The following is a 15,010-nucleotide window of genomic DNA, read 5'->3' on the forward strand; positions in this document are numbered from 1 at the left end:
ATTAATTTTCCCCTTTATCAGTTTTGTCCTGCTGCTTCACAGTCAATATACTGATTTTTTCTCCGTCTGTCAATGGTTTACTGCTTTGTAAGATTACAAGATCACCGGTTGTAAGTCCATTGGTCACTTCTATATAGGCATTCTTTTTCTTCCCCAATGTGACAGGGGCTTTCACCGCACTGTTGTCAGATACCTTATAGACATAGGACCCTGAATCATCAGACTGAACGGATTTTGCCGGAATATAAACGGAATTTTCTTCCTTATTATCGGCAATTCTGATATCTGCCATCAATCCGATTGCGCTGTTTGTACTCTCTTCTCCTAAAGATACGGTCACATCAAACATCCCTGTCTGGGAATCACTGACTGCAGAAATGTCACTGATACTTCCCTTTAAACTCTCCCCAAGAGTCTGAAGGTTCACATTGACTTCTGTTCCTGTTTTGATCTGGTCAATATCCATATCTGCTACTTTAATTTCCACTTTTTTCCCGCTGTCATCAATCACTGTGGCTGCCTTTATCTGAGGTGATACGGTCTGACCCGTTTCCACACTGATTTTTGTCACCAGCCCCTTTATGGGCGATACCACCATGCAGTCATCATACCGCTTCTGAGCGATATCAAGGGCGGCTTTGGCACTTTCAAGCTGTGCCTGTGTTACCTCACATGTTGTTGTCTGGTTGTTCTGGGCTGCCTGAAGCTGTACCTGTGCCACATCCATCTGGGCCTTAGCAGCCTCATAGTCTGTCTGAGAGACGTCACCGCTTGCATAGAGAACTTTTATCCGGTCGAAATTATCACTTGCTGTAGTAAAGCTTATCTGAGCGGGTTTTACAACTGTATTTTGCTGATTTGCTTTTTGTGCACTGTTAAAGCTGGCCTGTGCTGCCTGATATCCGGCCTTTGCCTGCTCTAACTGAAGGCTGGCATCCTGGTTATCGATCTCTAACAATGCCGCACCGGCTTCCACATGATCCCCTTCTTTGGCCATGATCTGGGTCACTTTTCCGCTGGCAGCAGGTATGATATCGACACTGCTTAAAGCCTCTACGGTTCCCTGCCATACCATGGCGGATAAGTCCTTCCCCTCTTTTGCTGCAGCCACCGTTACTTCTGTCTGTCTTCCAGCTCCCGCACAGCCGGAAAGAGCCGACGAAAGCATTGCTGTTACCATTAAAACTGCTGTTAATTTCTTCATCTGTTTTCTCCTTCTTCGACCTTTACTTTAAATGAACTTTTACAGAAGCATTCATTCCAAAAACAAGAGGAAGATTCTGCTGGTTTTCAATCGCTACCTTGATGGGGATTAGCTGTGTCACCTTTGTGTAATCACCGCTGGTGGTAAAACTGTTTCCTCCTGAAAAATAGGTCTGGGTAGCCGGATCTATTTCAATTACCTGTCCCTTAAACGTTTTTCCAGGATATGCATCCAGTTTAATATCCACCTTCTGTCCCAGTTTTATTTTCATAATATCTGTTTCTTCCACATTTACCCCGATGTAAAGATCAGATGTATCCGCCACAACAGCCAGTTCTGAACCAGGGGCAACTGCCTGATTTGCTGCTCCCTCATTTTTCACAATCGTTCCTGTAATTGGAGAGGTGATATAAGGCAGTGTCTCCTGGCGTCCAAGTACCTGGTCCTGTTCTACCAGATCCCCATTCTCCACCTCCCAGGACAGAAGCTTACCATTGGTGATTGCTTTTACTGAATACAGCTTTGCTGTGACTCTGGCATTATCTGTCTTAAAATAATTGGTGCTCATATAATAGACATATACTCCGGCGGCTCCTCCCACAAGAATCACTGCCAGCAAAAGGGGGAGTAGTATTTTCTTCAGTTTTCCTGTTCCCTTACTGATTTCCTGATCTTCAATGTTGATGTGTTTGTTTTCCTGCATATCATTTTCCTCCGCTATGATTGTTCTGCAAACTGGCTGTGATACAGATCGGAATAAAATCCTCTCTTTTCAAGCAGTGTTTCATGATTTCCCTGTTCTATGATGTCGCCATCCTTCATAACCAGAATCATATCCGCATCCCGGATGGTGGAAAGCCGATGGGCGATAACAAAGCTGGTTCTGTTTTTCATTAATTTATCCATGGCTTTCTGGATAAAGACCTCTGTTCGTGTATCAATGGAGCTGGTTGCTTCATCAAGAATCAGGATCTTAGGATCTGCCAGAATGGTCCGGGCAATGGTTAGAAGCTGTTTCTGCCCCTGGGATAAGTTACTGGATTCTTCATTGATCACCATATGATAGCCTCCGGGAAGAGTCCTTATAAATTCATCGCAATGAGCAGCTTTTGCTGCAGATATTACTTCTTCATCCGATTTATCAAAATTACCGTAACGGATGTTATCCATTACCGTAGCATTATATAGCCAGGTTTCCTGCAGAACCATGCCGAACATGGAACGTAAGTCCCTTCTGGTAAATGTAAGACTGTCATGTCCGTCTATCAGGATCTGACCGGAATTAAGCTCATAAAACCGCATCAGCAGCTTTACTACAGTGGTTTTTCCTGCTCCTGTGGGACCTACGATTGCTACAGTCTGCCCTGCATCAATCTGAGAGGAAAAGTGATTGATAATCGTTGTATCCGGCTGATAGCCAAAGCAGACATTTTTAAATTCCACATTTCCATGAACCTGGTTTAATACAACAGGGCTCTCTGTTTCGCGGATTTCATCCTCTTCTGCTAAAAATTCAAATACACGCTCTGCAGCAGCAGCTGTAGACTGAAGGGTATTGGAAACATTGGCAATCTGTGAGATTGGCTGCATAAACGATCTCATATACTGTATAAATGCCTGGACATCACCGATCTCAATGACTTTTTTCACCGTTAAATATCCACCCAGCAGACAGACACATACGAATCCAAGGTTGCTGACAAAGGACATGATGGGCATCATCATTCCTGATAAAAACTGGGATTTCCACGCAGACCCGAAAAGCTTATCATTTATCAGCCGGAATTTTTCAATGGCCTCTTTCTCTCCGTTAAAAATCTGGACCACATGATGGCCTGCATAGATTTCCTCTATGTGACCGTTTAGATTACCCAGGCTTTTCTGCTGCTGGGCAAAAAATTTCTGGGATTTTTTCACTACCGTAACGATCAGTCCCATGGAAACAAACAATACAAGAACTGCAACCAGAGTCATACGGATACTGATGGACAGCATCATAACTACAATACCGATTAAGGTTGTCACCGATGTGATCATCTGGGTCAGACTCTGATTTAACGTCTGGTTTACCGTATCCACATCATTGGTAATTCTTGAGAGAATCTCTCCATGTGTTCTGGTGTCGTAATAATTTAACGGAAGCCGGTTCATTTTCTCCGAGATGTTTTTGCGCAGCTCATAGGTAATCTTCATGCTGACCCCTGACATGATATAGCTCTGCAGATAGGAAAAGAGAGCTGATACAACATAGAGGACAACTAAAAGCAGCAGACGGTTTCTGATATAACGGAAATCGGTAAGCAAACCGGTTCCCATGGCCCAGGCGATCAGGCCTTCATAAAGCTTGGTGGTTGCCTTTCCTAAAATCTTGGGTCCTGCGATTGAGAATACGGAAGAACAGCAGGCAAATAAGAGCACGATAATTACGGAAATTTTATAAGGCTTCAGATAGGTGGCAAGATGAAGCATGGTGCCTTTAAAATTCTTTGCTTTTTCCGTCTTCTGGCCAAGTCCGCCGCCTCTGCCCATGGGCATGCCTGAGGATTTCTTTTCACTCATTTCAGTTCCTCCTCACTCAGCTGTGACAGCGCAATTTCCCGGTACACCTCACAGGTTTTCATCAGTTCCCGGTGAGGCCCTTTTCCAGCAATTCTGCCCTGATCCAGAACAATAATCTGATCCGCATTCATAATGGTGCTGATTCGCTGTGCCACCAGAATGGTGGCGCTGTCTTTCGTTTTTTCTTTCAGTGCTGCGCGAAGCTTTGCATCTGTTTTAAAATCCAGAGCGGAGAAGCTGTCGTCAAACACATTGACGGATGCCTTTTTTACCAGTGCCCTGGCTATGGAAAGCCGCTGCTTCTGTCCTCCTGACACATTTTGGCCTCCCTGTGAGATCTCTGTCTGAAAGCCCTCCGGCCTGGAACTGATGAATTCCTCTGCCTGGGCTGTCCTGGCAGCTTCCTCCACCTCTTCGTCACTGGCTCCTCTGTCTCCATATTTTAGATTGCTCTCAATGGTTCCGGAGAATAAAATCCCCTTCTGGGGAACAAACCCAATCATATCCCGAAGCTTTTTAAGCGGCCAGTTTCTGATGTCAATGCCGTCAATCAATATCTCCCCTTCCGTCACATCGTAAAAGCGGGGAAGCAAATTGACCAGTGTGCTTTTTCCGCTTCCGGTTGCACCGATAAAGGCCGTTGTCTGCCCCGGCAGTGCCGTAAATGAAATATCATGAAGAACCGCTTCGTCCGCATCCGGATAGTGAAAGGATCAGAACCTCAACCACCCTCTTTATGGATACAATGGCTCTTGGAATCATAATAAACATCATCGCCATCATTAAAAACGCCATGATAATCTGCATGGCATACTGCATATATGCCATCATATCTCCTACCTTCATCCGGAATCCGGATACTGCCTTCGCGCCGACCCAGACAATTAAAAGATTGGTCAGATTCATAATCAGCATCATGGAAGGCATCATACCGGAGGTGACCCGGTTTACAAACAGATTCGTGCCCGTCAGCCTGGCATTCACCTTATCAAATCGCTTCTCTTCGAATCTCTGGGTATTAAATGCACGGATTACCAGAGTTCCGTCAAGACTCTCCCGGACCACGAGGTTTAACCGGTCGATTAATTTTTGCACATACTGAAACCTGGGCATAACCACCATCATCATGGAAAAAATCATCACAAGCAGCAATCCCACCGCTAATGCGATGATCCATGACATGGATTTATCCTTTTCCAGCGCATGAATCACACCACCGATTCCAAGAATGGGGGCATAAAATACGATTCGGACCAGCATGACAATCAGCTGCTGGATCTGGGTAATATCATTGGTGGTTCTTGTAATTAACGAGGAGGTGGAATACTTCTCCATCTCCGCACTGGAAAATCCCTCAATTCTCGTAAACACATCCTGCCGCAGATTCCGGCAGATGCCTGCTGCCATTCTGGCTCCGATCAATCCCACAATTACCGTGCAGAACGCACTGATAAAGGCGATTCCCATCATCTGAAATCCTGCTTTGATTATGTATATCGTGTCTCCCGATGTGATACCCTTGTTTACGATATCAGACATATAATCCGGAAGGGATAAACCACATGCAGCCTGCCCGAACAGCAGCAGCATGACTGCTGCCAAAGAGATCAGATAGGGTTTGAAATACCGGAAAAATACATTCAAGTCAGTTCCCTCTTTTCCTGTTTCATCATTCTGTCTTTTTATTCATTTCTTCTGTCATCTTATTTACTTCCTTGTCCATCTGATCAATAAAGCGGTTCCACAATACAATCAGCTGATCCATTTCTTCCATTCCCATGTCATCGACGACCCTGCTCACCAGCAGATTTACGTTTTCCAGGCATTGCTTCCTGACAAACTCCCCTTTTTTCGTGAGCATGACACATATATTTCTTCTGTTTTCCGGATCAATTTTCCTGGATATCAGCCCCTGCTTTTCTAAAGATCTTAAGGTCCGTGAGGCAGAGGATAAAACGATATCCATATTTTTTGCCAGTACTGATACATAGATTCCTTTATTCTCCTGATCCCCGTTTGTGGCCTGGTAAATCTGCTGAATCGCAAATAGTTCAAGGCGGGTCAGGCCCTGGGACAGGAATATCTTATCAATTTTTCTTCCTTTGCCTATCATAACTGCAAGATGTGTCTTTACCTTTTTTATGTACTCGTCTTTTTCATTCATTAATTTCAATCCTCTTATTAATACTTAACACCGTTAACAGTTACCAACGTTCATCATTCTACACTTCTCCTGTTTCTGTGTCAATATACAATTTTTTTCCTTACGTTTTTTTAACACTTGAAAATTCAAAAGGCTCAGTCCCGGAGGAGACTGAACCTTTTTCAGGAATTCTATTAATTTGTAACTTTGGGTAAATTACTCAAATTGTTTTTTTCTGTTCCATCAGGCAGTGATTTTAGATACTCGCTGCCGTTTCTGGAAGCCACACCAACACCACGGATTCCTCCCTGTTTTGCAAGCTTCACGCCTTCTTCTTTATTAAGAGTCCTTCCATCTGACAGCTGATATCCGGTTATGCGGCCGCTTTGTTTTACCAGCGCAACTATTTCCTTTGCATCTGCCTTCGGTGAAGGAATATCTTCAAGAGCCATCATGGCGAGATCAGCGCCAGCACCTTTCGTTTTATTTTCTGACATTGTCATTTGCCTCCTTTTCCTTTTATTGACCGTTTCTTTTTTAGTGTTTCATTTATTGCCCGGATTATTCTCTTAAAAATTCTTCTCTATGCAGGCTTAAATTGTCAGAAAAAATATGGTATGATCTAAGCGAATAAAAGAATTATAATTTACCGATGAAAAAGGAGGCCGTGTATTGACTCTGATGAAACGTATGGTCCGTTATTTTTTTCTCATGATTTTATTTAATTTCCCCCTGATATCTCCCCTGATGCCAAACACACAGGTACGTGTTTTATCCTGCACCTGCCTGCTGCTCTTTTATCTCTGGTATCATTTTGTGCCAGTAAAATCCATTTGTAAAGGGCGAAGGCTTAAAATCCTGCAGGGGGGCTGTGAACTGATGAATGCTGCCATCGTGTGCTTCTTTCTTGAGCTGGCAGTTTACGCATATCTTCTGGCCTTTTACAAATCGGAGCCGCCTCTGCTCCTTGCTATAAATGGAATCGTATGTGCCATATTACTTTATCTTATCCTTATAAACGGTATTATCCGGATCTTCACCTGTTCAGGTCAGCTCGGGCTTTTTAACAGGATAGCCCTTTTGTTTTTGTGGTGGGTTCCGGGAGTTAATCTCATACTGCTTCACAGGTTCATTGATGTATCACATAAAGAATATAGCTTCACACTGGAAAAACAGCAGTATTATGAGAAACGGAAAGAGGAAGAATTATGCAGGACAAAGTATCCCATATTAATGGTGCACGGGATATTCTTCCGGGACTGGAAAAACTTTAACTACTGGGGGCGGATTCCCGATGAACTGATCCGCCACGGAGCCTCCGTCTACTACAGCAATCACCAGTCCTCTGCATCTGTGGAACAATGCGGGGAAGAAATAAAAGCGTGTATTTTAGACATCGTTAAAAAGACGGGGTGTGGAAAAGTAAACATTATTGCCCATTCCAAAGGCGGTCTTGACAGCCGTTACGCAATCAGCTGTCTTGGCATGGATCAGTATGTTGCCTCCATTACTACCATTAACACTCCTCATGCAGGCTGTCATTATGTATGCCGGATTTTAGACCATATCTCTCCGGGAATTGCCCGTTTTATCGGGAAAAAATATGAATCCCTCTTTACTCTTCTTGGAGATGACAACCCCGACTTTTTAAGCGGCCTAAGGGATTTAACCGACAGGGAATGTGTGAGGCTGGGGAAACTAATGAAAGATGCTCCCGGAGTTCTCTGTCAGAGTGCAGGATCACAAATGAAGTCACCGAAGAGCGCCATGTTCCCTTTAAACCCTGGTTATATTATAATCCGGCTACTTGGTGAAGGAAGCAACGATGGCCTGGTATCCACAGATTCCATGGTCTGGGGAAATAATCTTGGGATTTTAAAACCGAAGGGAAAACAGGGGATTTCTCACGGAGATGTCATTGATCTGACCCGGAAAAATATAGAAGGGTTCGATGTCATGGGGTTTTATACAGACCTGGTACATAAGCTGAGAGAACAGGGATATTAACAGAAATATCCGGAAGGAGAAATCATGAATAAGGATACAGTTATAAAAAGTTTAAAAATTGCTGTCGCCGCCGTGCTCTCCATTGCTATTGCCGGAGAATTGGGGCTTCGCTATTCCGCTACTGCAGGAATTATCACAGTACTCAGCATTCAGAATACAAAAAAAGAAACCATAAAAAGCGCAAGGAACCGGACACTGGCCTTTGTATGTGCACTCTTAATTGCCCGCCTCCTTTTTGGAATTCTGGGATTTTCCCTGCCTGCATTTGCCGGGTATTTATTTCTCTTTGCCCTTCTCTGCTTTTATGCTGACTGGGGAGAAGCTATTGCCATGGATTCCGTTCTTATCACCCATTTTCTGACCGAACGGTCCATGGCTATGGCACTTATCGCCAATGAGGCAGGACTTTTTTTCATCGGCACGACAGTTGGAATCTTAGTGAATCTGCATTTGAGGCGGCGGAAAAATGAGTTCCAGATGCTTTCTGATGAAGTGGATCATCAGATCAAAGAAATCCTCAGCCAAATGTCCTGTTTCCTTTATCCCGAAGACAAAAGCAGCTGCACACCTGCAGATCTTCTCTCCCTTCAAAAGGCACTACGTGCAGCCAAGACCAGTGCATTAACCAATTATAACAATGCGCTGTTCCGGAAAGATACCTACGAGATCGATTACATTGAGATGCGCAGACAGCAAAGTATTCTGCTTTCTGAAATTTACATGAATATCCGTTCCATTTCCTGTCTGCCGAAGGAAGCAATGGAAGTATCCGGGCTTCTGATAAAAATTGAGCAGGGCTATCACAGAAACAACACGGTGGAAGGGCTGTTAAAGGATTTAGATCTGCTCTTACTGGAATTAAAGGATCACGCGCTCCCTTTAAGCAGAGACGAATTTGAGGCAAGAGCTATTCTTTTTTATATTTTAAAACAGCTGCACAGACTCCTTTTAATCAAACGGGAATTTATTTTAAATCACAGCAGTTAATGCTACCGGTTATCCACACGCTCCGGATAAAGATCGTGGGCCGAAAGCCGTTCCCAGGCTACCTGTTCCCATTTAGTCCCCGGCTTTCCATAGTTGCAGTAGGGGTCGATGGAGATACCGCCTCTGGGAGTAAATTTACCCCAGACTTCAATATATTTGGGCTCCATGAGATTAATTAGATCTTTCATGATTATATTCATGCAGTCCTCATGAAAATCACCGTGATTCCGGAAACTGTATAAGTATAGCTTTAATGACTTGCTTTCTACCATACGTTCACCTGGAACATATGAGATTATAATAAACGCAAAATCCGGCTGTCCGGTGATTGGACAAAGACTGGTAAATTCCGGACAGTTGAATTTTACAAAATAATCATGATCCGGATGTTTGTTTAAAAAAGTCTCCAGTACTCCCGGATTATAATCTGTTTCATAGACAGTTCCCTGATTCCCCAGATGAGTCAGTCCCTCTGTTTCTTTCCTTGTTCTTCCTGCCATGTCTATTCCCCTTTCTTAAGTGCCGGATCTGCAACCCCGTTTTCAGCGAAGGCTTCTGCACGGTCAATACAGGTGCCGCATTTGCCGCAGGGCTCCTTCCCGCCCTCATAGCAGCTCCAGGTCAGTTCATACGGAACCCGAAGCTTGAGACCCAGCTTAACAACCTCCGCTTTCGTCCATAATACAAATGGAGCCTTCAGACTAAGCTGATTTCCGGTTCCGATGCAGATAGCCTGGTTCATTGCTTCCTGAAAGGAGTTACTGCAGTCCGGATAGGCATTCCCTGCTGCATCATCGCTGTGAGCTCCGTAATAGATCTCGCTGCATCCTTTTGACAGCGCAATACTGGCTGCACAAGAGAGAAACAATCCGTTACGGAACGGAACATAAGTGGATACCGGTTTTCCCTCACTGCATTCAAGCTGCTTTGCATAGCTTTCCATGGGAATCTCCTGATGGGACCGGGTTAATAGGGAACAGTCACTGTAAGCAAATATTCTGCTTAAATCAAGACTCATAAATTCCACATCATAGTGGTCTGCGATTTTTTGGGCAGCCTGCAGCTCCTTCTCGTGCTTTTGTCCATAGGAAATGGAAAGTGTGCAGACATTCTTATTTCCATACTCTTCAATCGCCATTCCAAGGCAGGTGGCACTGTCTACCCCTCCGCTTAATAATACAAGTGCTTTCATCTTTTTCTCCCTTTCTTCTATCTTATATGAAATCTAAATACGCAAGTCCGGCTCCGACCGGAAACGGCCTCTTAATGTTACTGTTCTGGTCCTGGCGGCTGAACTTTTAATTCCTCTGGCCGTCATGCAGCTGTGGCTGCCCTCAACAATAACTTCTATATCCTCTGATCCGGTAACTTCTGCCATAATTTCTGCAATATCAGAGCCTATTCTCTCCTGAAGCTGAAGCCGCCTGGCTGCCATATCCGCTATCCTTGCGATTTTGCTCAGTCCGATCACTTTTCCATTTGGAATATAAGCCACAGCAACTTTCATATCATACATAAGCGCCATATGATGTTCGCAGTAACTGAACACCTCCATATCCCTTACTACGACCATGTCCTCTCCCATGCCGGCTGTATCTATATCCTCTTCAAATGTTTTACCAAACATAACAGCAATTTCATGGTTCGTATAGTTGATTCCTTCAAAAACTTCCCCGTACATTTTAGCAACCCGCGCCGGCGTATCCTTTAAACCTTCCCTGTCCGGATCCTCTCCCAGCGCCTTTAATATGCCCCTCACATGAGTCTGAATTGCAGCTGTATCTATTGCCACAGCACGTTCCTCCTTTCCGGCTATACGCCCACTGCATCAGGTCCCCAGATGATCTTATGCATCTGAAGCTGAAGAGTCACATCATTTAACTGGTTCTCCTTCATAAATTCCACGGTATCACTCAGTGAAAGTTTGCCAAATACCGTACTGAAATAGATATGGCACCGGCCGGAAAGTTCATAACTGTCTATGATTTCCACTGCCCGCTCCAGATCCATTCTGCTCCCGGCAACAAATTTAACCGTATCCTTCTGCTTTAAACAATGGAAATTAGACAACAGCATGGAGGGTTCCATACCACTGCCAGGAAGCTTATAATCCATGGTAAATGAAAGTGCATCTGTTTCACGCTGATAATCGGAAAGATCAACACTTCCGTTTGTTTCAACCTCCACCCGAAGTTCCTCATCCAATAAAAGAAGTGAAAGCAGATCTTTCATGCCATCTTGAATAAGCGGCTCACCCCCGGTGAGCGTAACATTTTTGATACCCGTTTCTTTTATATATTCATAAATATTAAGTTCACTCATGGTTCTCCCATGTCTCAGGGCATCTTTCGCCCAGGCAGTATCACAGTAGGAGCAGGAAAGGTTGCAGCCATAAAAACGGATAAATACTGCCAGCTGGCCTGCATATACTCCCTCCCCGTTAATGCTTACAAATGTTTCTGCCACATTATATTCTGCCATGACTGTCCTCCCCGTAAGAAGCGCAGTTTGCAGGAGTCTCATAAACTCTGGCAGATTTTACCTGATACCCCTTCTCACTCATTTTTTCATAAAAGTATCTGGAAAATTCTTCTGCTGTGGGGCGGAAATCCACTTCAATCACTGAAAATTCCTCGTCCCACAGGGCATGCAGTGTATTGGGGTTTAGCGAATTTTTTTCCATAATTAAGGAATGGTCTAAATAATCTGTTTCTTCTTTTAGATCCTCTTTGAGTCTGGAGAAATCAACGATCATGCCCTGCGTCTGCCCTTCTTTTTGAAGTGACGGGCTTTGAATTTCTATCACCACTCTCCACCTGTGACCATGGATATTTTTGCATTTTCCTTCATAGCCCTTTAAAAAATGGGCGGAATCAAAGCTCTGTTCTGTTTCTAGGTAATACATGGGTCCTTTTGTCCTTTCGAATATCGAGGCAGGATTTTATATTTGCCGGATTATCGCAAAAAAGCAGGCATAAGACTATGCCTGCTTTCTCTATCTGCACGAAAAAAAAGTTATAAAACTCTGATAACTTTTCATTCCAACAATATTAAAATCAGCCCTAGTTTTGTTTATAGACAGGATGGTACTAATGAACTGTCTTATATGCGGTTAAAAGTATAACACTGTTTTTCCCATGCGTCAAGGCAAGGAGCATTTGAAAGGACTTTGGGCAAACTGTCTGTGCTGACATGGGACCAGCCAGAAATTTTAGGTATGAGACATAAAAAATCGTGTCTACGGAATAGGTATGCTCAAAAAATTGGGCATAAAATATTTTTTCCGTGTCCACTCTATTGGGTACATTATAATACATTATAATCCTTGTTAGGGGCATAGCAGTGGTCGGCTGTTTAATTATGCCCCGCATTTATGAGTTTGCGGGGCATAGATGATTTTTTTCCCTACAATAGTCCCATTTCATCAATTTTATGTCCCCCGTCTATACTATTTGGGGCATAGAAGCAGATAGATCTTTGCCTATGCCCCATAAGGATACTCAAAACCCAAACACGTTACCTGTTAACGGATTGCCTGAGGAAAGCAAAATACAGGAAGAGGATCATACCGGCCCTTCTGTCTGCCTCAATCTGCACACATTCAGCCGTAATACTCCTCTTCCTATACCGGCGGGTTTATTTACTCTCTGCTTCCAGCTGCGCAATCTTCTCCCGGAACTGGGGAAGATGCTTTTTATGGGCCACTAAAAGCTCATCAAGAATCGTCCCTGCGATCTTACCGCTTGGCACCAGTGGATTTAATGTAAATGCCTGGAGGGCAGTTCCATAATCACCGGTAACAGCTGCCTTTATGGTAGTCAGTTCCATATCCTTCATCAGCTGCAGTAAACCTCTGGTAGAGGAATCAAAGCCGCCCCAGGAGATGGGAACAGGACCTCCTGCCGTAATCATACTGCTGACCTCAACCACCACATCATCCGGCAGATCAGAGATGGCACCATTATTTCTGGTGCTCACTACCATGGTTGTCTTCTTGTCGTTATAAATGGACGCAATCAGCTCACAGGCCGCATCGGAATAGAATGCACCGCCGCGCTGTTCAAGCTGAACCGGTTTTACCTTTAAATCCGGATCCTTATAAAGCTCAAAAAGCTCTGCTTCGGTCTTCTTTACAAGCTCTGCCCTGGTTTGCCCTTTTGCATATGCCTCCAGTTCTTCCTTCAGCATGTCATCCGTAATGTAGTAGTACCGGTGATACATGCAGGGAATAATTCCCAGATTCCTGATCTGATCTTCTAAAAAAGCGATATTGGGAATGTTTTGTACACCGGAGCTTTTCAGACCCTGCATGGCATTCTTAAGACCATCCGGCTTTGTGTATACGGCCTCAAGAACCTCTCCGGTTTTTTCAACCCCCTCATGATTCCAGACTCTGTGCCAGTGAAAATGATTTAAACCGCCGAACCGGAAAAACAAATCCTCTTCTTTTTCCTTTAATGCACCTGCTGCAATCTTTCTGCACATGATAGGAACATTGCACAGGCCCACCACCTTATTCCATTTACCGTAACGCATTACCGCTTCCGTTACCATACCTGACGGGTTTGTGAAGTTTACAAGCCAGGCATCCGGACAAAGTTCCTTCATATCTTCCACAATTTCCAGAATAACCGGGACTGTACGGAACGCCTTAAACATACCGCCTGCACCGTTAGTCTCCTGACCGATCACACCATGTGATAAAGGAATCCGTTCATCCTTTATCCTTGCATCCAAAAGCCCCACCCGAAACTGAGTGGAAACAAAATCTGCATCTTTTAATGCCTCTCTCCGGTCCAGTGTTAAATGAACTTTCCAGTCAAGTCCTGCTGCTTTCACCATCCGCTTTGCAAGGTTACCGACAATTTCCAGCTTTTCTCTTCCTTCTTCAATATCCACCAGCCAGATCTCACCGATAGGCAGCTGATCCTTCCGCTTAATAAATCCCTCTATTAATTCGGGGGTATAACTGGACCCGCCACCAATGGTTACTATTTTAATTTTCCCTTTCATCTTACTTACCTCCAGGTATTTGATAGAAAAAGCATACTCCAAAAATCTCTGAAAGGGAACTGATCTGCCCTCTTTGGGCACAAGCACTGATGTTTTGGTATTTGTACCATAAAAAAAACAGGGTGTTTTATCCCTGTTTCTTTTCCATGGTCAGCCTGGCCAAGGCTTCCACAATATAAACTGCCGGAATCTGAGAAGTGATATCCACCTTCATCTCATCTGTCTCTTTTCTCTCTTTTTGAATGTAGTAGGAAATGTTGTAATCTGAGATTCTCGCCAGTGTGCTGTTCCTGCTGTTTGTAATGGATACCAGTGTGCTGCTGCTTTCTTTCAGAATAGACGAATTTTCTATCAGAAGATTCGTCTCCCCCTCCACAGACAATACAATAATGATGCTTTCCTCTGGAAATTCCAGACTAATCGGAAACATAGGACCATTAATCCCTGTGGAAAAGATTCCGATATTGCAGAAATAGCGGCTTGCGTATTCAGCCATAATTCCCGAATTACCGGTACCAATGAATATAATCTGCCGTTTGCCTGCAATTACTCCGGCGATCGTATCCAGCTGTTTTTGAAAAGACTCTGTATTGACCCTGTCAAAAAAATCCGTAATAGAAGATACATCAAATCGTTTTTTTACAGAACCGTTCTTTCCCTTTTCTAACTTAAACCGCACCTTAAATTCTGAAAACCCGCTGCACATGGCTTTCCTGCAGAAGCGGGTGATGGTGGTGGTCGATACATGAGCTTCCTTTGCCACCTCCCGAATTGTCATATACGGTATCTTCTCACTGTTTTTTAATATAAAATTGTAAACCTCATAGTCCAGTTCCCCAAATTGTTCCATCACCTGACGGGTAAACAATGTCATTGCAAGCCACCTCTTAATAGTCCTTCCCATAGTTACTAATAAGTATTATAAGACACAGGTCCTTAATTCAGCAACCTGTTTTGTATTTTATCAATATTTCCGCGTAATCATAACCACCGGCTTAGCCGGTGGTTTGCTCTGGCCCTATAAGGGCCTGTTACCGGCACTGGAGTCTAAAGACTCATTGAAAGGTTCGCCAGCCGCAACATCATTTACCTGCCAA

The 15,010-nt window shown here is 44.0% G+C and carries 16 protein-coding genes; 2 read left to right on the top strand and 14 right to left on the bottom strand.

Annotated features, from left to right (window positions below; translation table 11 throughout):
- Position 1 precedes the first annotated feature (1 nt).
- The 7 genes from CRO04_RS23480 to CRO04_RS23505 all read right to left on the bottom strand — a co-directional run bounded on the left by CRO04_RS23480 (position 2) and on the right by CRO04_RS23505 (position 6,403).
- Positions 2-1,204 carry an efflux RND transporter periplasmic adaptor subunit gene (locus tag CRO04_RS23480; RefSeq protein WP_097006682.1) on the bottom strand — a complete coding sequence of 401 codons (1,203 nt, stop codon included), beginning with the start codon at positions 1,202-1,204 and terminating at the stop codon, positions 2-4.
- Positions 1,205-1,226: 22 nt separating this feature from the next.
- Entirely contained in the window at positions 1,227-1,907 is a 681-nt protein-coding gene (locus tag CRO04_RS23485) for an efflux RND transporter periplasmic adaptor subunit (protein ID WP_097006683.1), read from the bottom strand.
- A 14-nt stretch (positions 1,908-1,921) separates the two neighbouring features.
- Positions 1,922-3,763, bottom strand: a complete 1,842-nt coding sequence (locus CRO04_RS23490; RefSeq protein WP_097006684.1) for an ABC transporter ATP-binding protein — start codon at positions 3,761-3,763, stop codon at positions 1,922-1,924.
- A complete protein-coding gene (locus CRO04_RS27205; protein ID WP_330400927.1) occupies positions 3,760-4,434 on the bottom strand; it encodes an ABC transporter ATP-binding protein in 675 nt (224 codons plus the stop codon). The genes CRO04_RS23490 and CRO04_RS27205 overlap by 4 nt, the downstream gene beginning before the upstream one ends.
- Before the next feature lies 1 nt (position 4,435).
- On the bottom strand, positions 4,436-5,407 hold the full coding sequence (locus tag CRO04_RS27210) for an ABC transporter permease (protein WP_330400926.1): 972 nt from the start codon (positions 5,405-5,407) through the stop codon (positions 4,436-4,438).
- A gap of 25 nt (positions 5,408-5,432) precedes the next feature.
- A complete protein-coding gene (locus CRO04_RS23500) occupies positions 5,433-5,927 on the bottom strand; it encodes a MarR family winged helix-turn-helix transcriptional regulator (protein WP_097006685.1) in 495 nt (164 codons plus the stop codon).
- A gap of 173 nt (positions 5,928-6,100) precedes the next feature.
- Positions 6,101-6,403 (bottom strand): DUF3892 domain-containing protein, encoded by a 303-nt coding sequence (locus CRO04_RS23505; protein ID WP_097006686.1) that lies wholly within the window; start codon positions 6,401-6,403, stop codon positions 6,101-6,103.
- Positions 6,404-6,587: 184 nt separating this feature from the next.
- Here CRO04_RS23505 and CRO04_RS23510 point away from each other — a divergent pair, with 184 nt between their 5' ends.
- Complete coding sequence (locus CRO04_RS23510; protein WP_242974617.1) at positions 6,588-7,913, top strand: esterase/lipase family protein; 1,326 nt, start codon at positions 6,588-6,590, stop codon at positions 7,911-7,913.
- Between the two features lie 24 nt (positions 7,914-7,937).
- Complete coding sequence (locus CRO04_RS23515; RefSeq protein WP_097006688.1) at positions 7,938-8,900, top strand: aromatic acid exporter family protein; 963 nt, start codon at positions 7,938-7,940, stop codon at positions 8,898-8,900.
- Between the two features lie 2 nt (positions 8,901-8,902).
- Here the strand turns inward: CRO04_RS23515 and queF are convergent, their stop codons facing one another.
- From queF to CRO04_RS23550, 7 genes are all read right to left on the bottom strand, one after another.
- Positions 8,903-9,400, bottom strand: a complete 498-nt coding sequence (queF, locus tag CRO04_RS23520; protein WP_097006689.1) for a preQ(1) synthase — start codon at positions 9,398-9,400, stop codon at positions 8,903-8,905.
- A gap of 2 nt (positions 9,401-9,402) precedes the next feature.
- Positions 9,403-10,092, bottom strand: a complete 690-nt coding sequence (gene queC, locus CRO04_RS23525) for a 7-cyano-7-deazaguanine synthase QueC (protein WP_097006690.1) — start codon at positions 10,090-10,092, stop codon at positions 9,403-9,405.
- 33 nt (positions 10,093-10,125) lie between these two features.
- Positions 10,126-10,692 (bottom strand): GTP cyclohydrolase I FolE, encoded by a 567-nt coding sequence (gene folE / locus CRO04_RS23530; protein WP_097006691.1) that lies wholly within the window; start codon positions 10,690-10,692, stop codon positions 10,126-10,128.
- A 20-nt stretch (positions 10,693-10,712) separates the two neighbouring features.
- Positions 10,713-11,381, bottom strand: coding sequence for a putative 7-carboxy-7-deazaguanine synthase QueE (queE, locus tag CRO04_RS23535; RefSeq protein ID WP_097006692.1), 669 nt, complete (start codon positions 11,379-11,381; stop codon positions 10,713-10,715).
- The gene (locus tag CRO04_RS23540) at positions 11,368-11,805 is read right to left on the bottom strand and encodes a 6-pyruvoyl trahydropterin synthase family protein (RefSeq protein ID WP_097006693.1); all 438 of its coding nucleotides are present in this window, start codon (positions 11,803-11,805) and stop codon (positions 11,368-11,370) included. Before CRO04_RS23540 ends, queE begins: the two co-directional genes overlap by 14 nt.
- Before the next feature lie 731 nt (positions 11,806-12,536).
- Positions 12,537-13,913 (bottom strand): 6-phospho-beta-glucosidase, encoded by a 1,377-nt coding sequence (locus tag CRO04_RS23545; RefSeq protein WP_097006694.1) that lies wholly within the window; start codon positions 13,911-13,913, stop codon positions 12,537-12,539.
- 127 nt (positions 13,914-14,040) lie between these two features.
- Positions 14,041-14,787 (bottom strand): MurR/RpiR family transcriptional regulator, encoded by a 747-nt coding sequence (locus tag CRO04_RS23550; protein ID WP_166432663.1) that lies wholly within the window; start codon positions 14,785-14,787, stop codon positions 14,041-14,043.
- Positions 14,788-15,010 lie beyond the last annotated feature (223 nt).

Origin of the sequence: Lacrimispora amygdalina (assembly GCF_900205965.1) — a bacterium.
GTDB lineage: Bacteria > Bacillota > Clostridia > Lachnospirales > Lachnospiraceae > Lacrimispora > Lacrimispora amygdalina_A.

Excerpts from the sequence above, each read along its gene's own strand:
- CRO04_RS23545 (WP_097006694.1), bottom strand. The coding sequence starts at position 13,913 with ATGAAAGGGAAAATTAAAATAGTAACCATTGGTGGCGGGTCCAGTTAT.
- queF (WP_097006689.1), bottom strand. The coding sequence starts at position 9,400 with ATGGCAGGAAGAACAAGGAAAGAAACAGAGGGACTGACTCATCTGGGG.
- CRO04_RS23490 (WP_097006684.1), bottom strand. The coding sequence starts at position 3,763 with ATGAGTGAAAAGAAATCCTCAGGCATGCCCATGGGCAGAGGCGGCGGA.
- queC (WP_097006690.1), bottom strand. The coding sequence starts at position 10,092 with ATGAAAGCACTTGTATTATTAAGCGGAGGGGTAGACAGTGCCACCTGC.
- CRO04_RS23505 (WP_097006686.1), bottom strand. The coding sequence starts at position 6,403 with ATGTCAGAAAATAAAACGAAAGGTGCTGGCGCTGATCTCGCCATGATG.
- CRO04_RS23480 (WP_097006682.1), bottom strand. The coding sequence starts at position 1,204 with ATGAAGAAATTAACAGCAGTTTTAATGGTAACAGCAATGCTTTCGTCG.
- CRO04_RS23515 (WP_097006688.1), top strand. The coding sequence starts at position 7,938 with ATGAATAAGGATACAGTTATAAAAAGTTTAAAAATTGCTGTCGCCGCC.
- CRO04_RS23510 (WP_242974617.1), top strand. The coding sequence starts at position 6,588 with ATGAAACGTATGGTCCGTTATTTTTTTCTCATGATTTTATTTAATTTC.
- CRO04_RS23500 (WP_097006685.1), bottom strand. The coding sequence starts at position 5,927 with ATGAATGAAAAAGACGAGTACATAAAAAAGGTAAAGACACATCTTGCA.
- CRO04_RS23540 (WP_097006693.1), bottom strand. The coding sequence starts at position 11,805 with ATGTATTACCTAGAAACAGAACAGAGCTTTGATTCCGCCCATTTTTTA.
- CRO04_RS23485 (WP_097006683.1), bottom strand. The coding sequence starts at position 1,907 with ATGCAGGAAAACAAACACATCAACATTGAAGATCAGGAAATCAGTAAG.
- CRO04_RS23550 (WP_166432663.1), bottom strand. The coding sequence starts at position 14,787 with ATGACATTGTTTACCCGTCAGGTGATGGAACAATTTGGGGAACTGGAC.
- queE (WP_097006692.1), bottom strand. The coding sequence starts at position 11,381 with ATGGCAGAATATAATGTGGCAGAAACATTTGTAAGCATTAACGGGGAG.